At 69.4% G+C, this 26,200-nt stretch carries 22 protein-coding genes and 2 pseudogenes; 12 read left to right on the forward strand and 12 right to left on the reverse strand.

The genetic code is table 11. The features are described from left to right. Nucleotides 1–115: 115 nt before the first annotated feature. The 3 genes and pseudogenes from ACWDA7_RS25535 to ACWDA7_RS25545 form a co-directional block, all read right to left on the reverse strand. Nucleotides 116–1,780: pseudogene (locus ACWDA7_RS25535) on the reverse strand (ATP-binding cassette domain-containing protein); the annotation flags it as partial. A 223-nt stretch (nt 1,781–2,003) separates the two neighbouring features. Continuing rightward, a complete protein-coding gene (locus ACWDA7_RS25540) occupies nt 2,004–2,447 on the reverse strand; it encodes a hypothetical protein (protein WP_450606545.1) in 444 nt (147 codons plus the stop codon). Further along, the gene (locus tag ACWDA7_RS25545; RefSeq protein ID WP_450606547.1) at nt 2,438–3,043 is read right to left on the reverse strand and encodes an ATP-binding protein; all 606 of its coding nucleotides are present in this window, start codon (nt 3,041–3,043) and stop codon (nt 2,438–2,440) included. Before ACWDA7_RS25545 ends, ACWDA7_RS25540 begins: the two co-directional genes overlap by 10 nt. 382 nt (nt 3,044–3,425) lie before the next feature. Between ACWDA7_RS25545 and ACWDA7_RS25550 the strand changes: the two genes are divergently transcribed. The 3 genes from ACWDA7_RS25550 (at nt 3,426) to ACWDA7_RS25560 (ending at nt 5,445) form a co-directional block, all read left to right on the forward strand. Next, complete coding sequence (locus tag ACWDA7_RS25550; protein WP_450606549.1) at nt 3,426–4,286, forward strand: helix-turn-helix domain-containing protein; 861 nt, start codon at nt 3,426–3,428, stop codon at nt 4,284–4,286. Next, entirely contained in the window at nt 4,286–4,540 is a 255-nt protein-coding gene (locus ACWDA7_RS25555; RefSeq protein WP_359389508.1) for a DUF397 domain-containing protein, read from the forward strand. The genes ACWDA7_RS25550 and ACWDA7_RS25555 overlap by 1 nt, the downstream gene beginning before the upstream one ends. Nucleotides 4,541–4,629: 89 nt before the next feature. Then, nucleotides 4,630–5,445 carry an SAM-dependent methyltransferase gene (locus ACWDA7_RS25560; RefSeq protein WP_450606551.1) on the forward strand — a complete coding sequence of 272 codons (816 nt, stop codon included), beginning with the start codon at nt 4,630–4,632 and terminating at the stop codon, nt 5,443–5,445. A gap of 342 nt (nt 5,446–5,787) precedes the next feature. On the opposite strand, the gene ACWDA7_RS25565 is transcribed toward ACWDA7_RS25560, so the two are convergent. From ACWDA7_RS25565 to ACWDA7_RS25575, 3 genes and pseudogenes are all read right to left on the reverse strand, one after another. After that, nucleotides 5,788–7,278 carry a glutamate synthase subunit beta gene (locus ACWDA7_RS25565; RefSeq protein WP_450606553.1) on the reverse strand — a complete coding sequence of 497 codons (1,491 nt, stop codon included), beginning with the start codon at nt 7,276–7,278 and terminating at the stop codon, nt 5,788–5,790. Nucleotides 7,279–7,386: 108 nt separating this feature from the next. Beyond that, nucleotides 7,387–7,864: pseudogene (locus ACWDA7_RS25570) on the reverse strand (anthrone oxygenase family protein). Between the two features lie 201 nt (nt 7,865–8,065). After that, nucleotides 8,066–8,755: a DUF2293 domain-containing protein gene (locus ACWDA7_RS25575; RefSeq protein ID WP_450606555.1), complete on the reverse strand. Its 690-nt coding sequence runs from the start codon at nt 8,753–8,755 to the stop codon at nt 8,066–8,068. Between the two features lie 242 nt (nt 8,756–8,997). Here ACWDA7_RS25575 and ACWDA7_RS25580 point away from each other — a divergent pair, with 242 nt between their 5' ends. Continuing rightward, on the forward strand, nt 8,998–9,639 hold the full coding sequence (locus ACWDA7_RS25580) for a uridine kinase (RefSeq protein WP_450606557.1): 642 nt from the start codon (nt 8,998–9,000) through the stop codon (nt 9,637–9,639). A 226-nt stretch (nt 9,640–9,865) separates the two neighbouring features. Further along, nucleotides 9,866–10,285, forward strand: coding sequence for a CBS domain-containing protein (locus ACWDA7_RS25585; protein WP_450606559.1), 420 nt, complete (start codon nt 9,866–9,868; stop codon nt 10,283–10,285). 15 nt (nt 10,286–10,300) lie between these two features. Here ACWDA7_RS25585 and ACWDA7_RS25590 read toward each other — a convergent pair whose 3' ends face one another. Beyond that, nucleotides 10,301–11,428, reverse strand: a complete 1,128-nt coding sequence (locus ACWDA7_RS25590) for a magnesium and cobalt transport protein CorA (protein ID WP_450606561.1) — start codon at nt 11,426–11,428, stop codon at nt 10,301–10,303. A gap of 236 nt (nt 11,429–11,664) precedes the next feature. Between ACWDA7_RS25590 and ACWDA7_RS25595 the strand changes: the two genes are divergently transcribed. After that, on the forward strand, nt 11,665–12,459 hold the full coding sequence (locus tag ACWDA7_RS25595) for a methyltransferase domain-containing protein (RefSeq protein WP_450606562.1): 795 nt from the start codon (nt 11,665–11,667) through the stop codon (nt 12,457–12,459). A 47-nt stretch (nt 12,460–12,506) separates the two neighbouring features. Here the strand turns inward: ACWDA7_RS25595 and ACWDA7_RS25600 are convergent, their stop codons facing one another. From ACWDA7_RS25600 to ACWDA7_RS25615, 4 genes are all read right to left on the reverse strand, one after another. Further along, the gene (locus ACWDA7_RS25600) at nt 12,507–13,412 is read right to left on the reverse strand and encodes a carbohydrate kinase family protein (protein ID WP_450606564.1); all 906 of its coding nucleotides are present in this window, start codon (nt 13,410–13,412) and stop codon (nt 12,507–12,509) included. Continuing rightward, nucleotides 13,409–14,314 (reverse strand): pseudouridine-5'-phosphate glycosidase, encoded by a 906-nt coding sequence (locus tag ACWDA7_RS25605; protein WP_450606566.1) that lies wholly within the window; start codon nt 14,312–14,314, stop codon nt 13,409–13,411. The genes ACWDA7_RS25600 and ACWDA7_RS25605 overlap by 4 nt, the downstream gene beginning before the upstream one ends. A gap of 284 nt (nt 14,315–14,598) precedes the next feature. Beyond that, nucleotides 14,599–15,153, reverse strand: a complete 555-nt coding sequence (locus ACWDA7_RS25610) for a methylated-DNA--[protein]-cysteine S-methyltransferase (protein WP_450606568.1) — start codon at nt 15,151–15,153, stop codon at nt 14,599–14,601. A gap of 115 nt (nt 15,154–15,268) precedes the next feature. Then, a complete protein-coding gene (locus tag ACWDA7_RS25615; RefSeq protein WP_450606570.1) occupies nt 15,269–16,141 on the reverse strand; it encodes a glycerophosphodiester phosphodiesterase in 873 nt (290 codons plus the stop codon). 278 nt (nt 16,142–16,419) lie between these two features. On the opposite strand from ACWDA7_RS25615, the gene ACWDA7_RS25620 reads away from it, so the two are divergent. From ACWDA7_RS25620 to ACWDA7_RS25645, 6 genes are all read left to right on the forward strand, one after another. Beyond that, complete coding sequence (locus ACWDA7_RS25620) at nt 16,420–17,286, forward strand: MHYT domain-containing protein (RefSeq protein ID WP_450606572.1); 867 nt, start codon at nt 16,420–16,422, stop codon at nt 17,284–17,286. Nucleotides 17,287–17,325: 39 nt separating this feature from the next. Beyond that, nucleotides 17,326–19,464: an excinuclease ABC subunit UvrB gene (gene uvrB / locus ACWDA7_RS25625; RefSeq protein ID WP_450606574.1), complete on the forward strand. Its 2,139-nt coding sequence runs from the start codon at nt 17,326–17,328 to the stop codon at nt 19,462–19,464. A gap of 158 nt (nt 19,465–19,622) precedes the next feature. Then, nucleotides 19,623–20,201 carry a TerD family protein gene (locus ACWDA7_RS25630; protein WP_359392329.1) on the forward strand — a complete coding sequence of 193 codons (579 nt, stop codon included), beginning with the start codon at nt 19,623–19,625 and terminating at the stop codon, nt 20,199–20,201. A 45-nt stretch (nt 20,202–20,246) separates the two neighbouring features. Continuing rightward, a complete protein-coding gene (locus tag ACWDA7_RS25635; protein WP_450606576.1) occupies nt 20,247–22,211 on the forward strand; it encodes a TerD family protein in 1,965 nt (654 codons plus the stop codon). 294 nt (nt 22,212–22,505) lie between these two features. Then, nucleotides 22,506–23,510 carry a TerC/Alx family metal homeostasis membrane protein gene (locus tag ACWDA7_RS25640; protein ID WP_432926442.1) on the forward strand — a complete coding sequence of 335 codons (1,005 nt, stop codon included), beginning with the start codon at nt 22,506–22,508 and terminating at the stop codon, nt 23,508–23,510. Nucleotides 23,511–23,640: 130 nt separating this feature from the next. Then, on the forward strand, nt 23,641–24,741 hold the full coding sequence (locus ACWDA7_RS25645) for a calcium:proton antiporter (protein ID WP_450606578.1): 1,101 nt from the start codon (nt 23,641–23,643) through the stop codon (nt 24,739–24,741). 10 nt (nt 24,742–24,751) lie between these two features. On the opposite strand, the gene ACWDA7_RS25650 is transcribed toward ACWDA7_RS25645, so the two are convergent. After that, nucleotides 24,752–26,056, reverse strand: coding sequence for an MFS transporter (locus ACWDA7_RS25650; protein WP_450606580.1), 1,305 nt, complete (start codon nt 26,054–26,056; stop codon nt 24,752–24,754). Nucleotides 26,057–26,200 lie beyond the last annotated feature (144 nt).

Here is a 26,200-nt window from a genome sequence, read left to right on the forward strand (position 1 = left end):
CCCACACGTCCGGCCCGACCCTCTCCCCAGCCCATTCCCCCTGCATGCACAACAGTCTGACCCCGCATCAGTACCTGCGGGGCCAGAACCAAAGATTTTCAGTGATCTTCTAGGCGGAGCCCGCGAGCGCGCGGATCCTGTCGAAGACCTCCAGTTCGGCCCGGGCGTCGAGCGCGGCCGTGGGCTCGTCCACGATCAGGATCTGCCCCTGCCGGTAGGCGGCGCGGGCGATGCCGAGCCGCTGCCACTAGCCGCCGGACAGGTCGTGCCCGCCGCTGAAACCGCGCGCGAGCAGCGTGTCGAGGCCGCGGGGCAGGTCCGCGACGACGTCCTGGGCACCGGCCTGGGCGACCGACGAGGTGATGCGTTCATCGGTGACGGGCGCGGTCGTGCGTCCGACCGCGACATTGACGCGGGCGGTGAACGGCCAGCGCTTGAAGTCCTGAGCCACCATGGCGACGCGCTCGGCGAGTTGCCGCCGGTCGGCCTTCGCCGCGTCGACATCGTCCCACAGGATCCGGCCCCGCTCGGGCGCGTACAGCCCGGCGAGAAGCTTGACCAGGGTCGTCTTGCCGGATCCGTTCTCGCCGACGAGGGCCACGATCCGGCCGAGCGGCACGGACAGCGTGACATCCTGGAGAGCCGGCCGGTTGGAGGTACCCGGGTAGGTGAACGTGACGTTCTCGAAGCGGATCTCGCTCGGATCCTCCGGGAGCGCATCGCCGCCTTCCGGGATCGCGCGCTTGGCCGCCTCGACGTACAGGCGCTGCAGATCGCCCGCGAACAGGGCTTCCTCATGCAGGGAGTTGATCTCGAGGACCAGCGAGTCGAGGCTCGCCGAGCCGGTGCGGATCGCGATGACCGCCGTACCCGCCACGGACAGCGACATGGCGCCGGTGTACAGCAGAGCCCCGAGCGTCGCGTACGTCGCCACGACGGCCACGCCCGTCCAGGTGGCCGCGATCAGACCGGTACGCGCCTCGAGCCGGGCCAGGCGGGCCTGTTCGGCCTCGGCTGTCTCCGACATCGCGCGGAAGTGGCGCAGCAGAAAGGGACCGACGCCGTGCACTCGGATCTCGGGGGCCGCGGCCGGCTCGGTGAGCAGACTGCTGATCAGCCGGCCCGCGCGGGCGTGCTGGACCCAGGCGTGGAAGGACTCGTAGCGGCGCCGGGCGATCGTCAGTGCGCTCCAGGCGCTGGGCAACGTCATGGTGACGAGGAGCGGGAGCAGCGCCGGGTGCAGGACCGTCAGCACACCCGCCGCGGCGACCAGCGAGATGAGCGCGTTCACCACCTGGGTGGCGAGCCCCATCATGCGGCGGGCGGACGCCGCGCCGTACTGCGCGGTGTCCAGCAGCTTGTGGAAGGCGTCGTCCTCGATCGCGGACAGCTCCACGGCCGCGGCCCGCTCCAGATACAGCTCGGTGGCGACCCGCTCCACCTTCGGCTCCAGTCGCCCGGTGGCGTACGTCGACGCCGCCCGTAGCAGTGCGGACACCAGCAAGACCGCCGCGACCGCGAACAGTGCCGGCACGGCGCCGCGCAGCCGGTCCTCGACCGGGCCGTCGGACATCAGCCGGGCCAGCACGGAGTTGACCGCCAGCAGGCTCACCGCCTGCGCGACCCCGCGGCCCCCTTCCGCGCTCAGGACGACACGGGCGGCGCCCCGGTCCGCCTGCCAGGCGAGCCGGAAGCTCGAGGCGAGCAGCGACGGCAGCCGGGTCACCATGGCCCGGAAGTTCAGCTCGAGAAACGCGTCGGAGTGCTGGGACCAGCCCATGTCGTAGCGCAACGGACCGCCGAAGAGCAGTAACTCCGAGTCGGATGTGGCCGGGGCTTCCGCTGCGGCCTTCTTCTCGCCGGATTCCTGGGACTTCCTCGCCACGCATGACCTCCCCCGAGTGCGGACGAAAGAGGGTCTCCCCAGGAAGACAGCCCTCCATCCGCCGGGCACCGCACTTTCGCGTGGCGGGCGATTCCGGTCGCAGATGGTGGTCGTTCGGTCAGGCGCTGAGCGGACGCAACCACGCCGGGGCGGTGCCGGTGATCCGGCACAGCGCCAGATACAGCGGGATCGGCGGGGTGTACGGCATGTTGTCGTCCGGGCGGTGGATGAGCCCGGGGCTGTCCGGTGCACCCGCGAGCAACGCGCCCGGTACGTAACGTGCGGGCGCCGGCCAGTCCAGCGCGACATCGGAGTCGGACGGCACGATCCACCACCAGTCCGTCCGGTCGGCGTACACGCAGCCCACCCTGGGCAGCCGGGACAGCAGCAGCGCTCCATGACGCGCGGGCATCGCCACCGCGTCGCAACCGAGCGGGAGCGCCATGCCGTCGGGCAGTTGAACCCGCCGGGACACTGCTCCGGGCTTCGGCTGTGCCCGCCTGAGGCGCACCAGCGAGTCCAGGGTCAGGACCTGCGCCGCCCGTGTACCCCTCACACCCATGAGGGCCCCGCCTCTGAGGACGCCTCCGCCTCGGACCCGCCGCCGTCAGCCGGAGGGCGCTTCGCGCTCCAGCCCAGGTCGGCCCGTGGCTCTCCGCTCACCGGCGGTTTCTTGGCGCTCCACCCGAGGTCGTACTGCGCGACGGTGTGCTCCGATGCCCGGGACCTGTCGCCGGAACTCGACAGGTCCCGGGACGGCTGTGCCGGGTGGGCCCGTTCGCCGGACGCCGACCGGTCGGCGTCCCGCGCCAGCTCGGCCCAGACCAGGAGTCCGGAACCCGCCGCCTGAGCACCCCAAGCCCGGCACAGGGCCGCGACGAGAAGCAGTCCCCTCCCGTGCTCCTCGTCGGGCCGCTGCGGGCCGGGGTGCGGCTCACCCGGAGCGCATCCCTCGTCCGTCACCACTATGCGCACCACATCGTCCTCGTCGCGCAGTTCACAGACGACGTGCTCTCCGGCCGCGTGCACGATGGCGTTGGTCACCAGTTCGGAGACGACCAGCGTCGCCGTGTCGCAGGTGTCCTCGCACACCGCCCAGCCGGACAGTCGGGAGCGCGTGAGCTGCCGGGCCCGTGCGACGGAGCCCGGATGTGCCACGAGCTCGAAGCGGAACCGGCGTTCAGCGGCCGCGCCGGGGGGCATTCCCGCGGCGCCACCAGGCCCGAACCGGTCTGTGGTGGCGTCTGTTCCTAACGACGCGGACGGAATCACGCTTGCCACTATCGCCGCGGCGTGAACACTTGGCAAGAGTCACTGTGAAAATTGCAGAGTGCAGTGTGACTGCGAGAAGGTGCATGGCACACTGCTCGCAACAGCACGCTGATCGACGCCAGTTGGGATCCAAGCGCTGGCCTGCCGGTCCGCCGCTCAGGGCTGCGGTAGGCATGCCGGGCCTGAACAGGCGATGAGCGGTGCGGAAAGGTTTCTACTGGCGGCGTTCGGGCTGTCAGGACATCGGAGGACGGGAGGAGGTGCGGCGTTGAGTGAGCCGCGTTCGGCGCCGACGGTCGGTCAGGTCGTTCTTGGCCGGCGCCTGCTGGACCTGCGTGAACGGGCAGGTCTCAAGCGGGAGGAGGCCGCGCGCATCCTTCGTGTGGCACCCGCCACCGTCCGCCGTATGGAGATGGCCGAGGTCGCGTTGAAGATCCCGTACCTTCAACTGCTGCTGAAATCGTACGGGGTGGGCGACGACGAGGCCGAGGCGTTCGTCCAGCTGGCGGAGGACGCCAACAAGCCGGGCTGGTGGCAGCGGTTCCACGACATCCTGCCCGGCTGGTTCTCGATGTATGTGAGCCTGGAGGGCGCCGCCGCGCTCATCCGTCAGTACGAGCCCCACTTCGTGCCCGGCATCATGCAGACCGAGGAGTACTCCCGGGGCGTACTGAAGTCGGGCGCCGTCGGGCAGACCAGGCCCGAGGACATCGAACGGCACGTGGCGTTGCGCATGCAGCGCCAGGAACTGCTGACACGTGAGAACGCGCCCGCCATCTGGGCCGTGATGGACGAGACAGCGCTGCGCCGTACCGTCGGCGGCCCTCGGGTCATGCGCACCCAGGTCGAACGGCTCCTCGAGGTCATGCGGCTGCCCCACGTGACGCTCCAGGTGCTCGAGTTCTCCTCGGGCCCGCATCCGGGTACGTACGGGCCTTTCGTACTGTTCCGATTCGCCATGCCGGAACTGCCGGACATGGTCTACAGCGAGTACTTGACCGGAGCCGTCTACCTGGACGCTCGCGCCGAGGTGGCGACCCACCTCGAGGTCATGGACCGCATGGCGGCTCAGGCCGCCACGGCACAACGCACGAAGGAGATCCTCGAGGATCTCCGCAAGGAGCTGTAATGGATCGCATCACGCCGCGCAGACGCGTCTACAACGGCATGCCCGCCCGCGAACTGGGCAGCGAGGGCTGGCACAAGCCGTGGAGCGGAGGCAACGGCGGCAACTGCCTCGAGGCCATGAAGCTCGCCGACGGCCGCATAGCCGTCCGCCAGTCCACCGACCCCGACGGTCCCGCGCTGATCTACACCTCCGACGAGATGACCGCGTTCATCGAGGGAGCCAAGGCGGGGGAGGCGGACTTCCTGCTCTCTTAACTCCCTTGCTGGTTCATGACGTTGCTGTCCCACCGCTAAATTGGCACTCAGTTGACCGTTGACTGTCCTACAGACTCACGGAGCTCCTCATGACCGGGCAGGACCCCGCCCAGGACGCCGTCGTCATCGACACGAGCATGCCTCACCCCGCGCGCATGTACGACTGGTACCTCGGCGGGAAGGACAACTACCCCGTCGACGAGGAGATGGGCCGGCAGATGCTCGCCCTCGACTCGCGTGTACCGGTGATGGCACGGGTGAACCGCGCGTTCATGCACCGCGCCACACGCTGGCTGGCCGAGAGCGGCATCCGGCAGTTCCTCGACATCGGCACGGGCATCCCGACCGAGCCGAACCTCCACCAGATCGCGCAGCGGATCGCGCCGGACGCGCGCGTCGTCTACTGCGACAACGACCCCATCGTGCTCGCCCACGCCGCGGCCCTGCTGCGCAGCACGTCCGAAGGCGTGACCGAGTACCTGCAGGCGGATGTGCGCGACCCGGACGCCATCATCGAGGGCGCCAGGAAGGTTCTCGACTTCAACCGCCCCGTCGCGCTCTCCCTCGTCGCGCTGCTCCACTTCATCTCCGACGAGGACGGGGCGCACGAACTGGTCGGTCGGCTGTTGTCGGAACTGCCCTCCGGTAGTTGCCTTATGATGACCCACGCCACCCCCGACTTCACCCCGGAGGAGTCGGCGGCGGCGACCGAGAAGCTCAAGGCCGCCGGGGTCACGCTGGCGCTCCGCTCTCGCGCCGAGTTCGCCCGCTTCTTCGACGGACTCGAACTGGTCGAACCGGGTGTCGAGGTCGTCCACAAGTGGCACCCCGAGCTGGGCGAGCCGGTCGCCGGGCAGGACGACGGCGTCATCCCCGGCTACGGAGCGGTGGGCCGGAAGGCGTAGGGACCGGGCCGAGCAGGCCCGTGTGACCGTTGGGTCGTGGAGGCGCCTACTGGGTGCCCCACGGCCACCCGGCCACCACGGTCGTCTTGGCCGTAACGGTCGTGTGGTCGGCGGATGTGCCCCTGGGCGGGCTGTGCGTTCAGCCGGACGTGATCCTGCGGGTCGTGGTCCGGCTGGGCGCGTTCCTGCCGGACGTGCGTGTTCCTCCCGAACGTGTTCTCCCTGGTCGTGTTCCTGCGGACCCCGATCGCGAGCGGATGGCCCCCTTGAGAGCCCCGGCCGTGGACCGGTGGATCCCGGCGGTCGCTACCCCGTGATCCGTCGCTACCCCGTCATCGGTCGCTACGCCGTCATCGGTCGGTCGTACGGGCCGATCGGTGCCGGCAGGCGCGACGCACCGCCGCTCAGGCTCCGGTCCACCGCCGCCGCCACGGCCCGGCCCTCCGCGATCGCCCACACGATCAGCGACTGTCCGCGTGCGGCGTCCCCGGCGGCGTACACGCCGGGGACGTTCGTCGCGAAGTCCTCGTCCCGTGCGATCGTCCCGCGGCCATTGAGTGCCACTCCCAGCTGGTCGATCAGCCCGTCCCCGCGGTCGGGTCCCGAGAACCCCAGCGCGAGCAGTACCAGGTCGGCGGGAAGCGTGCGCCCGGTGTCAGGCATCGGCTGTCGCCGCTCGTCCACCTCGACCAGGTGCAGGGCCCGCACATGCCCGTCCGCGTCGCCCGTGAACCGCAGGGTGGACGCCGCGAACAGCCGCGCGTCCGAGTCCGCCGCGGGCGCCGTCCGCAGATCCCGCGCCTCCTCGTGCGCGCCCGAGAGCCGGTAGATCTTCGGATACGTCGGCCACGGCTCGGTGTCCTCGTCCCGCTCCGCCTGCGGCAACGGGTAGATGTCCAGCTGTGTCACGGAGGCGGCCCGTTCGCGCACCGCGGTTCCCAGGCAGTCCGCCCCGGTGTCCCCGCCGCCCACGATCACGACGTGCTTCCCGACCGCCGACAGAGGCGAGACCTCAAGGTCGCCCTCGCACACCCGGTCGGCCAGTGGAAGGTACTCCATCGCCTGATGTATCCCGGCCAACTCCCGCCCCGGCACCTCCAGTTCGCGCCAGGCAGTCGCACCCGTCGCGATCACCAAGGCGTCGTACCGAGCCCGCAGTTCGGCCGCCCCGATGTCCGTCCCTATGGCCGTCGACGTACGGAACTTCGTGCCTTCGGCGCGCATCTGCTCCAGCCGCCGGTTCAGATGTCGCTTCTCCATCTTGAAAGCCGGTATCCCGTACCGCAGCAGCCCCCCGATCCGGTCCGCCCGCTCGTACACCGCCACCGTGTGTCCGGCACGGGTGAGCTGCTGGGCCGCCGCCAGACCCGCCGGTCCCGAACCGATGACCGCGACGGTCCGCCCCGAGAGCCGCTCCGGCGGGCGGGGCGGAGCGAACCCCTCCTCCCAGGCCCGGTCCGCGATGGCCACCTCCACGTTCTTGATGGTGACCGCGGGCTGGTTGATGGCGAGGACACACCCCGCCTCGCAGGGCGCCGGACACAAGCGCCCCGTGAACTCAGGGAAGTTGTTGGTGGCGTGCAGCCGGTCGCTCGCCGCTCGCCAGTCCTCGCGTGAGACGAGGTCGTTCCACTCGGGGATGAGGTTCCCGAGCGGGCAGGCCTCGTGGCAGAACGGGATTCCGCAGTCCATGCACCGGTTGGCCTGCCTGCTGATGATCGGCAGCAACGCACCCGGGACGTACACCTCGTTCCAGTCCCGTACCCGCTCCTCGACGGGCCTGCGGGGCCACTCCTCGCGCGGTGTGCTCATGAATCCCTTGGGATCGGCCATGGCCGTCTCCCTTGCGTGCGCGTACGGGACCGCTTCAGGTCACGATACGACGCCACCGCCCCACCCGCTCCTCGGCGCCGGGACCTGCGGAAAGGGCTCCCGGGGGCCTCAGGTGAGGGCGAGAACATAGGAGACCGCAGCGCCGGTCGAGGCCACCATGCGGACGTGGTTCCACATGGTCCACTCGCTCACATATGTGCGCCAGTACGCGGACGCCTCCGGAGAGCCGGCGCCTATCCGCAGAAGCGCCTCGTTGCGCGGAACATTCGCCACGGCGGTCACTCCGAACACACCGATCAGATACAGGGGCACTGCCGACCAGCAGTTCCACCGCCTCGGCCGGCCACAGCACGAACGTCACCACGGCGACCACGGCGCACACCATCGCGGACCCAACGAATATGATCATGAAGGTCGGTGTCACCGCCGCCTTGTTGATCGCGTTCATTGCGGCGATCCCCTGCGCCGGCGGCAGGGAGCCAAGCCCCCGCATCACGAACGTAGAGAACCCGCAGAACACCCCTGCCACCAGCCCGGTCCCCAGCACCCCGAGCACGGCCAGCAGGGCGTACGGCCAATCCGTCATGTCAACTCCCGCATCGGTCCCCGAACAGGGGGATCCTTCCCATCTCTTCCCGTCACCAGAAGTGACATGTCGCGCGAGACCTGTGACCCTGCACGGCTCGTGCAGGTGCGGGCCTGAACGTCCACGACCCATCGGTGCGGAATCACGTGACGCAAGGCAGCCGGCGCTGGTTCCCGCTCGACCGCTCAGCCCGGTGCGGGATCATGCCGCCTCCCGGAGCTGCCAGTCCCGCAGGACCGACTCCACGTCGTCCGCGATCCGCCGCCGTGCCTCGAGCCGCGGCACGCCGTTCATCAGGAGCTGGTCGTACGGCGTCTGCGTGTGACGTATGGCGGCGCGCACCGCGGCCGCCACCGCCTCCGACGACAGTGCCCGGCCCGCCGCACTGCGCCCGACCCGCCCGCTTCCGCGCAGCGACGCATGGGCAGCGATCTCCTGCGCCTGCGCTGCCGGACATCCGGGAAACAGCCGCCGGATCTCCTGGGCGAACGCCTCCGTGAACCGCACATCCTCCGCCGCCCGGCGCCGTGCGTCCCGCGCCCGGCGTCTGCGGCGTGCCTCGGCGTCCGCCAGGCACTGCTCCTCGGCCAGCGCCAGCGCCGCCTCCTCGACGAGCACCCCCTGCCGCTCGTACCGGCTCTGGCGCCGATTGAACCGCACCACCACAGCGGACAGCGTGCTCGCCTCGCGTGACCGCCTGGTCAGCGCCGTATCGCCGCGGGGCAGGAACACCAGGTGCCCGAGGTCCGCACAGTCCAGACATCTGGGCGCACCCTCCTCCAGCACCAGCAACGGCAACGGCACCCTTCCGCACCGGGCACAGTGCCGTCGCTTGACCGGCTGGAACACAAGAGGTCCGCTCCGGGGCGGAGGAATTGAGGTCGGTGCCATATCCGCTTCATTCCCCTCCCGTCCCGACGACGACCTCGGCGCACCGATCCGATCCGATCCGGTGGCGTTGCGGGCGCGGCCCTGCCGGGCGACTCGGTGAACTGGGCCGCCGACCCCGTCCGGCCTCCTCGGCGATCGCGGCGTCGCCCCTCCGTCGCCGATCGTGACGCCTGCTGGCTGTCGCACGCCTCCGTCCTGCCCGCACGGGCCAGGCCGGGGGTTTCCCGTCGGGGCGCGGCATCATGGGCCCTGTGCGACTCGAAGCGATCACCTGGGAACGGCTCGGCGACCTCCTCGCCGACCGGTTGCTCGACCTGAAGGCCGCCGATGGCAGCCCCTGGCCGCGCATCGCGTTCGACGGAGCCCCGGCGGCGCATCCCGGCGACCTCGCCCTGCGCGTATCCGATGCGCTGCGCATACGTGGCCTGCCATCGCTCGTCGTCGGAACGGAGGGCTTCCTGCGTCCCGCATCCGTCCGCCTCGAGCACGGCCATCGGGACCTGGATGCCTATTACGACGGCTGGCTCGACACCGGCGCCCTGTGGCGCGAGGTCTTCGGCCCCCTCGAACCCGGTGGCGACGGCCGCCTCCTGCCCGACCTGTGGGACCCGGTCACCGACCGCGCCACCCGCAGTCCCTATGTCCGGCTTCCGCCGGGTGGGCTTCTCCTGCTCCATGGCCCCCTCCTCCTGAGGCATTGGTTCCCCTTCGACCTGACCGTCCACGTGTTCCTCTCGCCCGGCGCGCTTCGCCGCCGTACGCCGGAGGCGGAGCACTGGACGCTGCCCGCCTTCGAGCGGTACGAGGCCGAGACGGACCCGGGTGCCGCCGCGGACGTACTGATCCGTGCGGACGACCCGCGCCACCCCGCGTGGAACGGCTGACGCGCCCGGTTCCGCATTTACCTCTCATGTGCCTGCATGGGATGGGGAGAGCTCCCCAGCCCGAGCGCAAACCTCCTCGGCTCACCGCCGCACCCGGCACTCCCGAGCACCTGCACGGCCCGGCTGCTCCGGGTGCAATGCCTCAGGGACACGGCGAGAATGAAAGGCGCCGGGACATGCGGTGCGTTCCGTGCCGCGCCGGCCGTCCGGCATCAGGAGGTGCTCCATGACCACCGCCGGAGACATCATGCACCGTGGCGCCCAGTGGATCCCCGCCCACGAAACCCTGGACCGCGCCGCCCAGTTGATGCGCGAACTCAACGTCGGTGCGCTGCCCATCAGTGACGAGAACGAGCGGCTCTGCGGCATCCTCACCGACCGCGACATCGTCGTCGGCTGTGTGGCCATGGGCCATGACCCCTCACGCGTGACCGCGGGCGACATGGCCCAGGGCACGCCGCGCTGGATCGACGCGGACGCCAATGTCGACGAGGTGCTCAGCGAGATGGAGGAGCACAAGATCCGCCGGCTTCCCGTCATCGAGAACAAGCGTCTCGTCGGCATGATCAGCGAGTCCGATCTGGCCCGTCATCTGAGGGCCGAGCAGCTCGCCACTTGGGTCGAGGGCGTCTACGCCAGGAGCTGAGGCGCTGACCGGCTGCTACAGCCAGCCGTTGCGCTTGAACCCCCGGTACAGGACGAGACAACCGACGGCTATGACGACCAGAACCAGCGGATAGCCCAGTTTCCAGCGCAACTCGGGCATGTAGCTGAAGTTCATGCCGTACACGCCGGTGACCATGGTCGGCACCGCGATGAGAGCGGCCCATGCCGTGATCCGCCGCATGTCCTCGTTCTGCGTCACGCTCACCTGCGCGAGATGCGCCTGCAGGATGGAGTTGAGCAACTCGTCGAAGGCCGCGATCTGCTCGGTGGCGCGCAGCAGGTGGTCGGAGACATCGCGGAAGTAGGCCTGTATCTCCGGGGCGATCACTCGGATCGGGGTGGTGGCCAACTCCTGGATGGGACGATTCAGTGGCGCCACCGCCCGCTTCAGCTCGAGGAGTTCACGCTTGAGCTGGTAGATGCGGCCTGGATCCAGTCGTGCGCCGTTCTCCGCGAAGACGTCCGACTCGACCTGGTCGATGTCCTGCTGCACCGCGTCGGTGACGCCGAGATAGTCGTCCACCACATGGTCGGCGATCGCGTGCAGCACCGCGGCGGGGCCTTTGGCGAGTTGCTGCGAGTCGGCCTCCAGTTCCTCCCGGAGTGGGCCGAGCGAACCGTGCCGGCCGTGTCGCACCGAGATGACGAAGGCGGGGCCGGCGAACACCATGATCTCACCGGTGTTCACGACCTCGCTCGTCGCGGTCAGTTCCTTGTGCTCCACGTAGCAGACGGTCTTGAAGACCGCGAACAGCGTGTTTCCGTACCGCTCCAGCTTCGGGCGCTGGTGGGCCTCCACCGTGTCCTCGACCGCGAGCGGGTGCAGGTCGAAGAGATCGGCGATGCCCTCGAACTCCTGGACCGTCGGCTCGTGCAGGCCGAGCCACACGAAGCCGTCGCCGCTCTTGCGGACCTGCTCCACCGTTTCGACCAGATCTCGGCCGCCGGGAACGCGTACACCGTCCCGGTACGTCACGCAGTTGACCACCGCGGAGCCCAGAGGTGACCGGGCAGGGTGGCTCAGATCGACGCGCCCACGACGCCGGGCCAACCCCGCCACCCTGCGGAGGCCGTCGACCCTGCCGAGGCTCGTGACCTTCCGCAGATTCCCTGCCATGGACATCTGGATCTCCTTGCGTGGATCTCCCCGCGCCGAAGTGCGGCTTTCGGGCCAGTCTGCCAGTCCGGCTCGATCGCCGGAAAAGCCTGTGGAAACGGTACGTTCCGCTTCGGTCGTTGTGCAGAACCTCGGTGGGGCGCCCGTGGGGTATCGCCGCGGTCCCCCCGAGGGTCCGACCGCGGGGACCGTGCGGAGAGTCGCCTCGCACGAAGGGACGGGCCACCTGGGATGATCTCCTCATGACGCCAACCGACGGGTATCTCCTCGACAACCAGCAGACGGAGGCGGGCCGGCGTTTCGAGGCGCTCTCCACGCTCTTCGACCCCACGACGTTCCGCCATCTCGAGGACCTCGGCCTCGGACTCGGCTGGCGTTGCTGGGAGGTCGGCGCCGGAGGCACCTCCGTGATTTCCTGGCTCGCCAGGAAAGTCGGCCCCACCGGAAAGGTCCTCGCGACCGACATCGACACCTCCTGGGCGGCAGCGGCCGCGCGCGCCCCGATCGAGATCCGCACGCACGACGTGGGTGCCGAGGATCCGCCGGGGGAGGGCTTCGATCTCGTGCACGCCCGGCTCGTCCTCGTCCATGTGCCGGACCGGGAGCGGGCGTTGCGATCGATGATCAAGGCGCTGCGTCCCGGCGGACGGCTCCTGATCGAGGACGCCGACCCCGCGCTCCAGCCGCTCATCTGCCCGGACGAGTACGGCCCCGAACAACAGCTCGCCAACCGGCTGCGCACGGGCTTCCGCACCCTCCTCGCCGAACGCGGCGCCGACTTGTCGTACGGCCGCCGGCTCCCGCGTCTGCTGCGCGAGGCGGGCCTGCGTCGCGTGGAGGCCGATGCCTACTTCCCCATCACCTCGCCGGCCTGCACCGCCCTCGAAGCCGCGACGGTCCGTCAGATCCGGGACCGCCTCGTCTCCGCCGGCCTCGCCACGGACGAGGAGATCGACCGTCATCTGTCCAATGTCGCCTCCGGCACCATGGATCTGGCAACGGCACCGATGATCTCGGCATGGGGATACAAGGAGTAAAGGAACAAGGGAGAGTGGCGCCCTCGGCGGGCGGACTCGGTCGGCACCTACCAGGTGTCGCTCGCGGGTCTGCCTCCCACCCTCTCCACCGCCATGGCTCCCGCCCTGCACCCGTCGGTTGCCGCGTCCTCCGGGTCGGCTCCCGCGAGCAGTGCCGCCAGGAAGGCTCCGGTGAACGCGTCCCCCGCTCCCGTGGTGTCACGTGGGGCGGCGGGGACCGCGGGAATCCGGGCCCATACCTCTCCCGACGCCGCCACCAGTGCTCCCTGGGCGCCCAGCTTGGCGACCACCAAAGGGACGTGACGGCTCAGCTTGGCTGCCGCGTCGGCCGCGTCGGGCAGTCCGGTCAGCAGACACGCCTCGTCCTGGCTGGGCAGCAGCACATCGACCCCCTCGGCGAGTGCAAGGAAGGTGCCGACGCCCACCTCGGTCAGGAATCCGGCGGATGCCGGGTCCAGACTCACCGGCACTCCACGCGCGCGTGCCGCCCCCAGTGCCGTTCTCGCCAGCGCACGGCTCGAATCGGCGAAGAACAGGTAGCCCGACAGATGCAGCCGCCGGACACCGTCGAGCAGCGCGTCCGACCAGTCCTCGGGCGTCAGCCGCAGAGATGCCCCGCTGTCCGTGAGGAAGGTGCGCTCCGCCGAGGCGCCGTTGTCCACCAGGCAGACGACCGTCCCGGTGGGCACCTCGGGGTCGACGACGAGGTGGGGCCGTACACCCGAGGCCGTCAGCTCCCTCTCGTGCCAAGCGACCGCCTCGGCTCCGACGCGACCCAGCAGCCGCACTTCCGGGCAGCCCCAGTGGGCCGCCCAGCACGCGACGTTCGCGCCCGCGCCACCGGGCAGTGTCCGGATGACCGCCGCCGTGTCCGTGCCGGATGCCAGCGGGCCGCAGTGCCGGGCGACGACGTCCGTGACGACGTCCCCGACGACGAGCAGCGCCCCGCTCACGCCCCCGCCCAGGCCGCCGCGATCCGCGCCGCCAGGCGTACGTTCCCTCGTACCGCTGCCAGGTTGGCGTTCAGCGAGGCTCCGTCGGTGTGCCGGACCAGGTGGTCGAGGAGGAACGGTGTGACCGCCTGACCGGTGATGCCCTCCTCCTCGCAGGCGTGCAGCGCGTCGGCGAGTACGCGCTCGTGGAGACCCGGATCGAGCTGTTCCTCCCAGGGAACCGGATTGGCGACGATGAGGGCCGACTCAGGGTCTCCAAGCTCGTCCTGCGCACGCATGACCTGCGCCACCTGCTCCGGTGACTCCAGGGTCCAGTCCACCGGGTGTCCCGAGTCGGACAGATAGAAGCCCGGGAAGCGATCCGTGCGATAGCCCGCCACCGCCACTCCCAGGGTCTCCAGGCGCTGCAGCGTCGCGGGCACGTCCAGGATCGACTTCACACCCGCGCACACCACGGTGATCCTGGTCCGTGCCAGCAGTCCCAAGTCGGCCGACTCGTCCTGGGTCACGGTCCACTCCCGGTGGACACCGCCGAGCCCGCCTGTCGCGAACACGCGTACCCCCGCGAGCGAGGCCAGCAGCGCGGTCGCGGACACGGTGGTCGCCCCGCTCACTTTCGCAGCGACCGCGAGCGGCAGATCGCGATGCCCCAGCTTGCGGATCCCTTCCTCGTTCGCGACCCGCTCCACCTGCCCCTTGTCGAGACCGACATGGGCGCGGCCGTCCAGGACGGCGATCGTCGCCGGTACGGCGCCCTCCTCCCGGACGACGTCCTCCAGTTCCAGCGCGACCCGGAGGTTGCGGGGGCGCGGCAGTCCGTGCGCGATGATCGTCGACTCCAGGGCCACCACCGGCCGGCGCGCGGCGAGCGCCTCCCGTACCTCTTCGGACACCACCAGCACGCGCCTGCCTCCTGTCTTCGGGTCTCCCCTCATCTCTGGCGGGCGGCGCGACCCGCCAAACCCCCCGCGAGGCTTGGGGGAGGACACCAGCCCGGGGGCATGACGGACAATTCGCCGTATCTCGACCGTGTCGATCTCTCCGGTGAGTGCGATGTGGCACGGAGCGGCAGCTCCGCAGCGGGCCGGACGGCACGTCGCCTATTGCGGCACCACGAGAGGTGTGCGCAGCCCCTCAGGTGCAGAGACCGCCTACAGGGCCACGCACGCCCCTACGGTCACCCGGCTCAGAAGAGCGGTTCCGGCAGCACTCCCTCGAGCGCGAGCAGCTTCCGCTTGGTCTCGAGTCCGCCCCCGAAGCCGCCTATGCCGCCGTTGCTCTCGACCACCCGATGGCAGGGCACCACCACCGGCAACGGATTCGAGCCCATCGCCACCCCTACGGCCTGCGCCGCGCCCGGCTGACCGACCCGGCCGGCCAGGTCGCCGTACCCGACCACCGCGCCGTACGGCACACCCGACGCCAGCTCGCGCAGCACCTGGCGGTTGAACCCGGTGATCAGGGACCAGTCCAACGGCAGCTCGAAGTCGCGCCGCTCACCCGAGAAGTACGCCTCCACCTGGTGTATCGCCTCGGTCAGGAGCGGTGAGCCGGGGTCCTCGACGGGCGCCGTACCGAGCCGGGACGCGAGCCGCTCCACTGCCTTGTCGCGCACGGCGTCCGTCGCATGGAAGACCACGTTCACCAAGCCGTCCCGAGTGGCGGCCAGCAGCAGCGGACCGATGTCCGTGCCGACCACGGCCCACACCAGCTGGTGTTCGTACTGCCCATGACTGTCCATGCGCCTACCGTACGGCGCGGCACTGACAACGCCCCCGGCGCGGGCCGCGAGCCTCCCGTACTTCGCGGACGCGCGGCATCCAGCGGTTCGCGCAGAAGCCCGCGGACGCAGCGGATCAGTACGCGGTGACAGCTCTGCGTACCACGTCGGGCGCGTCCGTGATGATGCCGTCCACGCCGAACCCGGCCACCTGCCGGGCCTCGTCCGCGCTGTCGACGGTCCATGCGAAGACCTTCATCGTCCGGGCGTGCGAGCCCTTGAGCGCGTGGACCGCGGAGACGTAGCGGGAGGAGATCTTGGTGTACCGCGCGTTGATCTGGTCGGTGAAGCGGGCGAACACCGGTAGCTCCGTCACTCGTGGCGTGCCCAGATACGCGGTCCTGATCCCCGCCCGCAGCTCATGGACCTTACGCACACTGTCCGCACTGAAACTCTGGACGATCAGCCGGTTCCTGAGATGGTCGCGGTCGAGCCAGCCCTCGTCCTGCAACAGCTTCACGGTCTGGCGCTCGATCCCCGGGTACAGCTCCGGATTCTTGATCTCCAGGACCAGCTTCTGATGGTTGTGCGAGAGGCGCTGAAGGTACTGCCGCAGCGTGGGTACGTGCACCCCCGCGTACCGGCGGCCGAACCAGCTGCCCGCGTCCAGCCGGGCGATCTCCCCGGCGGTGAAATCTTTCACCCTCCAGGGGGCTCGGTGCGGGAACACACGCTTGACGTCGGTGGTGCGGTCCAGGGTCGCGTCGTGGATCACCACGAGCCGGCCGTCCTTGGTGCGCTGCACATCGTTCTCGACCCAGCTGAAGCCCATGGCGGACGCCGTGTCGACAGCGGCCAGGGTGTTCTCCGGCGCATATGCGGAGGCGCCGCGGTGGGCGACGACGACGGTGCCGTCACCGCCCCTGGCGTCGGCGCGGGGGGTGGGCAGTATGGCGACGCTGAGCGCGAACAGAACGGTGGTCATGGCGGCGGCAACACGCGCGTGCATGCGTACTCCTGGCGTCGGTTGATGACACACGGCATCAAAGTGACGACGGTGAGTCAAGGGACACGTACGCAGGAAGTTCACAGATTGACTGCAGTTGCCCCGTGCTGCACACAAGCACCACACAAGTGCGGCAGCGCCGTGATTCTTTGCCGGAAAATCGTTCGAGCGTTCCGGCGCGAGTCATACTCTCTGCGTCAACCCTGACCGTCGACGCGGTCCTGGGGATGGGGGCATTTTTCGAGTCAGGTACGTATCAGGGCGGGAAGGGCAGTCGCGCAATGCAAGGCACCGTCGACGGCTTCAGCTACGGACTGGTCACCCCCGTGGTGGCGTACCTCATGGCTTGCCTGGGCGGCGCGCTCGGTCTCCGCTGCACCACCAGATCGATGTTGGTCGCTCAGTCCTGGCGGGCCGGCTGGCTGGCGCTGGGGTCGGCCGCGATCGGGTCCGGCATCTGGACCATGCACTTCATCGCGATGATGGGGTTCACCGTGAAGGAGACCCCCATCCACTTCGACAGGGCCATGACGTTCGCGAGCCTCGCCGTCGCCATCGTCATGGTGGGCGTGGGTGTCTTCATCGTCGGCTACTGGGGGGCGACCGGCGTGGCGCTCTTCACCGGCGGCACCGTCACCGGTCTGGGCATCGCCTCCATGCACTACCTGGGCATGGCCGGGATGCGCCTGAACGGCGAGCTCAGGTACAACACCCTCACCGTCGCCGCCTCCGTCGTCATAGCGGTCGTCGCGGCGACCGCCGCACTCTGGGCGGCCGGACAGGTCCGCGGATTCCTGTGGAGCGTCGGCGCGAGCCTGGTCATGGGGCTCGCGGTCAGCGGCATGCACTACACGGGCATGGCGGCACTCACGGTCCATCTCCACCATTCGTCCGGGACTCCGGCCGGTGAGTCGTCGGCCGCCCTGCTCGCCCCTCTCATGATCGGTCCGCTCGTCTTCCTCTGCCTGGCCGGTGTCGTAGTGATCTTCGACCCGCAGATGGTCATGGGCCAGCCGCACCGCACCCCGGTGGAGCGCAAGCCGGGCGTTCCGGCCCACCCCGAGATCGTCCACACCGGTCGTCGTCCCTTGTCCCGCGCGGGGCAGCGGACCGTGCACCGGGGCCTGCGCACCCCGCAGCGTCGCTGAGCCGTCCCCGTTGTCAGTGCGGGGTCGTACGGTGGTGACATGCGGCCCGTTTCACAGATCGAACGCACGGTGGCGCCCTTCGAGGTCGTCAGTCCCTATCAGCCGAGTGGCGACCAGCCCACGGCCATCGCCGAGCTGGAGAAGCGCGTCAGTGCAGGTGAGAAGGATGTCGTCCTGCTCGGTGCGACCGGCACCGGTAAGTCCGCCACCACCGCGTGGATGATCGAGAAGCTTCAGCGCCCCACCCTGGTGATGGCGCCGAACAAGACGCTGGCCGCCCAGCTGGCCAACGAGTTCCGCGAGCTCCTGCCGAACAACGCGGTCGAATACTTCGTCTCGTACTACGACTACTACCAGCCCGAGGCGTACGTCCCGCAGTCGGACACGTACATCGAGAAGGACTCCTCGATCAACGAGGAGGTGGAGCGACTGCGGCACTCCGCGACCAACTCGCTGCTCACCCGCCGCGACGTGATCGTAGTCGCCTCCGTCTCATGTATCTACGGCCTCGGTACTCCCCAGGAGTACGTCGACCGCATGGTCAGCCTCCGGGTCGGCGACGAGATCGACCGCGACCAGCTGCTGCGCCGTTTCGTGGACATCCAGTACACGCGCAACGACATGGCGTTCGCGCGCGGCACATTCCGGGTGCGCGGCGACACCATCGAGATCTTCCCGGTCTACGAGGAGCTGGCCGTCCGGATCGAGATGTTCGGCGACGAGATCGAAGCCCTCTCCACCCTTCACCCGCTCACCGGCGAGGTCATCAGCGACGACCAGCAGTTGTACGTCTTCCCGGCCTCCCACTACATCGCGGGACCCGAGCGCATGGAGCGGGCGATCAACGGCATCGAGAAGGAGCTGACGGAGCGGCTGGCCGAGCTGGAGAAGCAGGGCAAGCTGCTGGAGGCCCAGCGGCTGCGCATGCGCACGACGTACGACATCGAGATGCTCCGCCAGATCGGCACCTGTTCCGGGGTGGAGAACTACTCGATGCACTTCGACGCGCGTGAGCCCGGTTCCGCGCCGAACACCCTGCTGGACTACTTCCCCGAGGACTTCCTGCTCGTCATCGACGAGTCGCATGTCACCGTCCCGCAGATCGGGGCGATGTACGAGGGCGACGCCTCCCGCAAACGCACCCTCGTCGAGCACGGCTTCCGGCTGCCCTCCGCCCTGGACAACCGCCCCCTGAAGTGGGAAGAGTTCCAGGGACGCATCGGCCAGACCGTCTATCTCTCCGCGACCCCGGGACAGTACGAGCTGTCCCGCTCCGACGGTCAGGTCGAACAGATCATCCGCCCCACCGGTCTCGTCGACCCGGAGGTCGTGGTCAAGCCCACCGAGGGCCAGATCGACGACTTGGTGCACGAGATCCGCCAGCGGACCGAGAAGGACGAACGCGTCCTGGTCACCACACTCACCAAGAAGATGGCCGAGGACCTGACCGACTACTTCCTCGAGCTGGGCATTCAGGTGCGCTATCTGCACAGCGACGTGGACACCCTGCGCCGGGTCGAGCTGCTGCGGGAGCTGCGGGCGGGCGAGTACGACGTCCTGGTCGGTATCAACCTCCTCCGCGAGGGGCTCGACCTGCCCGAGGTCTCCCTGGTGGCGATCCTCGACGCCGACAAGGAGGGCTTCCTGCGCTCGGGCACCTCGCTCATCCAGACCATCGGCCGCGCCGCGCGCAATGTCTCCGGCCAGGTCCACATGTACGCCGACAAGATCACCCCGGCGATGGAGAAGGCCATCGAGGAGACCAACCGCCGCCGGGAGAAGCAGATCGCCTACAACACCGCGAACGGCGTCGACCCGCAGCCGCTTCGCAAGAAGATCAACGACATCGTGGCGCAGATCGCCCGCGAGGACGTCGACACGGAGCAGTTGCTCGGCACGGGCTACCGCAAGGCCAAGGACGGCAAGGCCGCCAAGAGTCCCGTGCCCTCGCTCGGTCGTGAAGGGGCCAAGGGAGCCAAGGCCGCCAAGGGGAAGGCCAAGGGGACGATTCCCACCGACCGCCCCGCGACCGAACTGGCCGAGCAGATCGAGGAACTGACGGAACGGATGCGGGCCGCCGCGGCGGACCTGCAGTTCGAGATCGCGGCCCGGCTGCGCGACGAAGTCTCCGAAATGAAGAAGGAACTGCGTCAGATGAGGGAGGCGGGCCTGGCCTGACGTCCCGTCGCCCCTCCCGGACCTCGGCAGCCACGCGGTGTGTTGCAAGACCGACACAAAGCGCGATCCAGGGTTCGGCACTGTCAGTGCCGCTGCGTAGGGTTTTGGAATCCGCGGACTCCGCGGCCAACCGGGGACAGCTTGAGAGGGGACAGCGCGTGACCGTCAACTTGACCAAGGGTCAGGCCATCAGTCTGCAGAAGAACGACGGAGGCTCGCTGACCGCGGTGCGGATGGGGCTGGGCTGGCAGGCCGCCCCCCGGCGCGGCCTCTTCGGCACGCGCACCCGGGAGATCGACCTCGACGCGTCCGCCGTGCTCTTCGCCGACAAGCAGCCCGTGGACGTCGTCTTCTTCCGCCACCTCGTGAGCGACGACGGCTCGGTGCGGCACACCGGTGACAACCTCGTCGGCGGTGCGGGCCAGGGCGGGGACGACGAGGCGATCCTCGTCGACCTGCAGCGTGTCCCGGTCCACATCGACCAGATCATCTTCACGGTGAACTCGTTCACGGGCCAGACGTTCCAGGAGGTGCAGAACGCGTTCTGCCGCCTCGTCGACGAGACCAACGGCCAGGAACTGGCCCGCTACACCCTTGCGGGCGGCGGCGCGTACACGGCGCAGATCATGGCCAAGGTGCACCGTGCGGGTGAGGGCTGGACGATGACGGCCCTCGGCACTCCGGCCAACGGCCGCACCTTCCAGGACCTGATGCCGGCGATCCTGCCTCATCTGTAGGCGGTCGAACGCCTGGGACACGAAGCGACATAGGGGGACAAGGCGATGACGGCCGAACTGGTCCGGGGGCAGAACCACCCGCTTCCCCAGGCCCGACTCGAGGTCCGGGTGTCGGCCGGCAAGCCAATCGTGGCGGGGGCCACGCTCAGCGACGCGGAGGGCAGGATACGCGGCGCCGAGTGGGTGGCCCACCCCGGCGCGCCTGTACTGCCGGGCCTGGAGGTTTCCAGGCAGGCGGCGGCCGACCACCGTCTCGCCTTCGACCTCGACGCTCTGCCGGAGATCGTGCACCGGGTCACGGTGCTGCTCGCCCTGCCGACGGGAACGGGCGGCCCGCAGCGGTTCGGCGCCGTGGCCGCGCCCTTCGTCGCGGTCACCGGGCTCGACGGCGCCGAGGTCGCCAGCTACACTATCACCGGGCTGGATTCCGAGTCCGCCGTCATCGCGCTGGAGCTCTACCGTCGGCAGGGTGCGTGGAAGGTGCGCGCAGTCGGCCAGGGATACGCGGGCGGGCTCGCCGAGCTCCTCACGGACCAGGGCCTGTCCGAGGCCCGGCAACTCGCGGGCAGCATCAATGAGGCGGTGGTTCAGGGCCTGGCCCGCTCGGTCGCACCGCCTCCGCCGCGTCTGCCGGAAAGCGACCGGACACGGCCGACGCCGGCTCCTGCGGCGCCCCAGGGTGCCTCCGGGTCCGTTCCGCCGCAGCGCAATGCGCGCGACGTGCCGCAACAGGGATCTCCGTACGACCTCACCGGAGCGCCGAGCCCTGCCACCCACTCCGCATCCAACGGCCCGATCGACTACACCCATCCCCGGCGGCAGTCGGCGACACCGCCGCCGCCCCTGCCAGCCGCACCCCCCGCCCCGCCTGGTCAGCCCGCACAGCCCGTCGCCGGTGACGCGACCGGCTGGTCGATGGAAGAGCGGCTGTACAACCAGGTGTGGGGTATGTTCGAGGACTTGGCGCGCACAGCGGCCGCGTACCGCAGTGCCGTCGACTTCGCCGATTCGCGTATGGAGCAGGAGCTGGACAAGGTCCTGTCCGATCCGCGCAGCCGGATCGGCGGACAGGGAGACGCCGCACGCGAGGCGGCCCAGGCCAAGCACACCCAGCTCGTCAGCCAGGCAAGAGCAGCACTCGACCGCGACCTCAGCCAGCTCATCGCTGAGTCAGGCGTCGTCGAGCCCGCCCTGCCTCCTGCGTTCGCGCGCTGGGACAACCCGGTCTGGCACGGCTACCGGGTGCCGATGGAGATTCCTATGGCCGTGCGACTCGGTGATCTGCACCTGCCCGAGTGCGAGAGCCTTCACATCCCCATGCTGATGAGACTGCCGTTGGAGCGGGGGCTGTGGATCGACAGCGGTCGTTCCGGATCCCTGGACGCGCTGGCGGACCCGGACGAACTGCACCGCCTCGCCATGGAGACGGCGGTGGCGCACGCGGCCCGGCTGATCGCCGTCTATCCGGCGGGGGAGTTCGCGGTGCACGTCATCGACCCGGCAGGTTCGGGGGCCCCGGCGCTTGCACCCCTGGCCACATCTGGGGTGCTGGCCGCTCCGCCCGCCGCCGGCGCCGAGGGCGTGGCAGACGTGCTCAGCAGGCTGACCCAGCGCGTGGACCTGGTGCAGATGGCGGTGCGCGGCGGGGCGGCCGACGCGCTGCCGCCCGGCCTCGACACAGCTGAACAGCTCCTGATCGTGAACGACTTCCCGCACGGCTTCGACGACCGCGCTGTGACCCAGCTGCGTTACCTCGCTGACGAGGGACCGGCCGTGGGTGTCCATTTGATGATGGTCGCCGACCGGGAGGACGCGGCCGCCTACGGTCCGCTGCTCGATCCGCTGTGGCGGTCGCTGCTGCGGCTCACTCCTGTGCCTGACGATCACCTGGCGGACCCCTGGGTCGGTCACGCCTGGGCGTATGAGCCGCCGCGTGTTCCGCGGGGCAGCCAGGTGCTCCATCAGGTGCTCGCCCGGATCGCCGAGACGCGCCGCTCCGGGAACCGGTGAGGGCCCGGACTCGGTGACGGACTCTCACCAAGAGTAAGTAAAGTGCTCTGACCAGTGAGTTTGGGTCTTTCTTTACCAATACCTTTACCTTTCCTTGGTGATTCAGGTACTCTCTTTCTCACGGAGGGGAGTACTCCCTACCTGCTGCGGCGTACCCGTCAATACGGATCGGCCAGATCCCGGGGCGTCGGCCCGCAGCCGTCGAGCGCGCCATGCGCTTCCGGTTCCGCGGGTGGAAGAGACCTCCGGCAGCGACGACGCTGACAACTGCCGTGACGTACTGCCGGAGGCGCAGTGGATGTTTCCCTGACCCTGTGGGTCCTCACGATCGCGGGCCTCGCCGCCCTGATCGCGGTCGATTTCTTCATCGGCCGCAAGCCGCACGACGTATCGATCAAGGAAGCCGGCATCTGGACGCTCGTCTGGATCACCCTCGCCGGACTGTTCGGACTCGGGCTGCTCGTCTTCGGCGGCGGCCAGCCCGCCGGAGAGTTCTTCGCCGGCTTCATCACCGAGAAGTCGCTGAGTGTCGACAACCTCTTCGTCTTCGTTCTGATCATGGCGAAGTTCGCGGTGCCCTCGCAGTACCAGCAGCGCGTACTCCTCGTCGGAGTGCTGATAGCCCTTGTGCTGCGGGCCGTCTTCATCGCCGCGGGCGCCGCCATCATCGCCTCCTTCTCCTGGGTCTTCTTCCTCTTCGGTGCCTTCCTGATCTGGACCGCCTGGAAGCTGATCCAGGAGGCCAGGTCCGATGAGGAGGACGAGGAGTACGAGGAGAACAGGCTGTTGAAAGCCGTCGAGCGCCGATTCGGCGTGGCCGACCGGTATCACGGCACCAAGCTGTGGATCCAGCAGAACGGCAAGCGGGTCATGACCCCGATGCTGGTCGTGATGCTTGCCATCGGCACTACGGACGTGCTTTTCGCGCTCGACTCCATACCGGCGATCTTCGGGCTGACCCAGGACCCGTACATCGTCTTCACGGCCAACGCGTTCGCCCTGATGGGGTTGAGGCAGCTCTACTTCCTCATCGGCGGGCTGCTCAAGAAGCTGGTCCACCTCTCGTACGGACTGTCGGTCATCCTCGGCTTCATCGGGGTCAAGCTGGTGCTGCACGCGCTTCACGAGTCCGGGGTCCACGTACCCGAGATCTCCATACCGGTCTCGCTCGGCGTGATCTGCGCGGTCCTGATCGTCACGACGATCACCAGCCTGATGGCCTCCCGGAGGCAGCAGGCGGCAGCGGGCGAGGCGGAGGAGAACGCCGCAGGCGCTCCGAAGGACAGCGTCGAGGCCTGACTGTGCCGAGCGTCGACATCACCGAGTGCGCCATGGTGAACCCACGAGCGTCCCTCTCGAGTTCACCGTGCGGAACGACGGTGACAGGAGCGGAAATGCGGGCCCCGGGTACGTCTGCGAGGATCGCTGCATGATCGTCGGGATCCGGTCCCTCCGGGTGCGGTGGACGGCCATCGTGCCCGTGGTCGCAGTGGTCCTGCTGGCCTTGACCTGGGGCAGCCATCTCCCGGCTGCGGTCGTGCCTCTGGTGACATTGGTGCTGGCCGGTTCCGTCCTGGCCGCGGTCCACCACGCCGAAGTGGTCGCGCACCGGGTCGGTGAGCCCTTCGGTTCGCTTGTGCTCGCCATCGCGGTCACGGTCATCGAGGTCGCGCTCATCGTCACCCTGATGGCGGACGGCGGCGCCAAGACCGCGAGCCTGGCCCGCGACACCGTCTTCGCGGCGGTGATGATCGCATGCAACGGGGTCGTGGGCCTGAGCCTGCTGGTCGCCTCACTGCGGCACGGGATCGCGGTCTTCAACCCCGAGGGCACCGGAGCCGCTCTCGCCACCGTCGCGACACTGGCCACCCTCAGCCTGGTCCTGCCGACCTTCACCACCAGCAAGCCCGGCCCGGAGTTCTCCGGGCCGCAGCTCACGTTCGCCGCACTCTCCTCACTGGTTCTGTACGGCTTGTTCGTGACGACCCAGACCGTGCGGCACCGCGACTACTTCCTGCCGATCACCCGGCAGGGGGAGGTGATCACGGTGGACGACCATGCGCACGCACCGTCCACCCGGACCGCGGCCCGCAGTCTCGGCCTGCTCGGCCTCGCTCTCATCGGCGTCGTCGGACTTGCCAAAGGCGTCTCGCCCACTATCGAGTCCGGCGTTGCGGCAGCCGGCATGCCCCCGGCCGTCGTCGGCGTGATCATCGCACTTCTGGTGTTGCTTCCCGAGACCATCGCCGCACTGCGGTCGGCACGCCGCGACCGGGTCCAGACGAGCCTCAACCTCGCCCTCGGCTCGGCGATGGCCAGCATCGGCCTGACCATCCCCGCAGTCGCCCTGGCGTCCGTGTTCCTCTCCGGACCGCTCGTCCTCGGTCTCGGCCCTGTCCATATGGTGCTGCTCGCTCTGACCGTGGTCGTGAGTTCTCTGACCGTGGTCCCCGGGCGTGCGACGCCCCTTCAGGGAGGCGTGCATCTGGTGATCTTCGCGGCCTATCTCGAGCTGGCGGTCACCCCGTAGGCCTTGTCCTTCACCCGCGGGCCGGTTCCCTGACGGCGATCGACACGGGACGGGTCTCAGGCAGCAGCGCAAAGCAACCCAGGCTGAGCACGGCCACGGCCGTCAGATAGGCGCCGACACCCCAGGGCACCCGGCCACCGTGCTCGGCCAGCGCGGTGGCCACGATCGGGGTGAGAGCGCCGCCGAGCACCCCTCCGAGGTTGTAGCCCACTGCCGCTCCCGTGCAGCGCACCCGGGGTTCGTACAGTTCCGGGAGATACGCGGCGACCACGGCGAACATCGTGATGAAGGCGAGCATCGCCCCCAGAAAACCCAGGAACATCAGCAGCGGCTCGCCCGTCGACAGCAGTGCGACCAGCGGGAACATCCACAGGACGGCGCCACCGCAGCCCGTGAGGCACAGCAGGCGCCGTCCGTAGCGGTCGCCCAGGAGGGCCAGCAGCGGAGTGAGGGCGCCCTGCACCACGACGACACCCATGACGCATGCCAGCATGACCGTGCGGTCGACGCCTAGCCGCTCCGTCGCAAATGCGAGCGACCAGGTCGTCACGGCGTAGAAGACCGCGTAACCGACCGCGAGGGCCCCGGCCGTCAGCAGGACGAGCCGCCAGTGCCGGCGCGCGACCTCGACGAGCGGCACGCGCGCATGGTCTTCGAGGTCCAGGAAGTGCGGACTCTCGGCGAGCGAACCGCGGAGCCAGAGCCCGGCGACGGCGAGGACTCCCGCCGCCCAGAACGGGATTCGCCAGCCCCAAGCGGCGAACTGCGCCTCCGACAGCGTTGCCGACAGCCCCAGCATCACGCCGTTGGCCAGCACGAAGCCGAGCGAGGGACCCACCTGCGGAAAGCTCGACCACAGTACGCGGCGCCGGGCCGGCGCGTGCTCCGCGATCAGCAGCACCGCGCCGCCCCACTCTCCACCGAGCCCGAGTCCTTGAAGAAAGCGCAACGCGAGCAGGAGCGCGGGAGCGGCCGTACCGATCGTCCCGTACGTCGGCAGACAGCCGACCGCCACGGTCGCGGCTCCGGTCAGCAACAGGGACGCCACGAGCACCGGCCGCCGGCCGCGCCGGTCCCCGATGTGACCGAACAGCACCGAGCCGAGGGGCCGCGCGAGGAAGCCGATCCCGAAGGTCCCGAACGCCGCCAGCGTGCCCGCCACCGGCGAGAACGTCGGGAAGAACAAGGGGCCGAGGACCAGGGCGGCCGCGGTCCCGTAGACGAAGAAGTCGTAGAACTCGATGGCCGTCCCCGCTAGCGAAGCGGCGGCGAGGTGGAGCAGGGAGGGAGCCCTTACGGTGCGTACATCGCGCATGTCGCGTCAACTACCCAGCGTGACAGGGAGTTACGGGGGCTTGCGGGGCTCGGCGCCCTGGATGGGTGAGGCGGGCGTGCGCCCGGTGCATCGGGGCATCAGCAGGTGACAGTGATGCGGGGAAGCCCGGCTGACGGCGAGACG

The organism is Streptomyces sp. NPDC001156 (assembly GCF_053598275.1).

Coding starts and splice junctions, on each gene's coding strand:
- ACWDA7_RS25620 (WP_450606572.1), top strand. CDS start 16,420: ATGCAAGGCACCGTCGACGGCTTCAGCTACGGACTGGTCACCCCCGTG.
- ACWDA7_RS25590 (WP_450606561.1), bottom strand. CDS start 11,428: ATGTCCATGGCAGGGAATCTGCGGAAGGTCACGAGCCTCGGCAGGGTC.
- ACWDA7_RS25580 (WP_450606557.1), top strand. CDS start 8,998: ATGGGCCCTGTGCGACTCGAAGCGATCACCTGGGAACGGCTCGGCGAC.
- ACWDA7_RS25585 (WP_450606559.1), top strand. CDS start 9,866: ATGACCACCGCCGGAGACATCATGCACCGTGGCGCCCAGTGGATCCCC.
- ACWDA7_RS25540 (WP_450606545.1), bottom strand. CDS start 2,447: ATGGGTGTGAGGGGTACACGGGCGGCGCAGGTCCTGACCCTGGACTCG.
- ACWDA7_RS25615 (WP_450606570.1), bottom strand. CDS start 16,141: ATGCACGCGCGTGTTGCCGCCGCCATGACCACCGTTCTGTTCGCGCTC.
- ACWDA7_RS25575 (WP_450606555.1), bottom strand. CDS start 8,755: ATGGCACCGACCTCAATTCCTCCGCCCCGGAGCGGACCTCTTGTGTTC.
- ACWDA7_RS25650 (WP_450606580.1), bottom strand. CDS start 26,056: ATGCGCGATGTACGCACCGTAAGGGCTCCCTCCCTGCTCCACCTCGCC.
- ACWDA7_RS25595 (WP_450606562.1), top strand. CDS start 11,665: ATGACGCCAACCGACGGGTATCTCCTCGACAACCAGCAGACGGAGGCG.
- ACWDA7_RS25610 (WP_450606568.1), bottom strand. CDS start 15,153: ATGGACAGTCATGGGCAGTACGAACACCAGCTGGTGTGGGCCGTGGTC.
- ACWDA7_RS25565 (WP_450606553.1), bottom strand. CDS start 7,278: ATGGCCGATCCCAAGGGATTCATGAGCACACCGCGCGAGGAGTGGCCC.
- ACWDA7_RS25555 (WP_359389508.1), top strand. CDS start 4,286: ATGGATCGCATCACGCCGCGCAGACGCGTCTACAACGGCATGCCCGCC.
- ACWDA7_RS25560 (WP_450606551.1), top strand. CDS start 4,630: ATGACCGGGCAGGACCCCGCCCAGGACGCCGTCGTCATCGACACGAGC.
- uvrB (WP_450606574.1), top strand. CDS start 17,326: ATGCGGCCCGTTTCACAGATCGAACGCACGGTGGCGCCCTTCGAGGTC.
- ACWDA7_RS25645 (WP_450606578.1), top strand. CDS start 23,641: ATGATCGTCGGGATCCGGTCCCTCCGGGTGCGGTGGACGGCCATCGTG.
- ACWDA7_RS25635 (WP_450606576.1), top strand. CDS start 20,247: ATGACGGCCGAACTGGTCCGGGGGCAGAACCACCCGCTTCCCCAGGCC.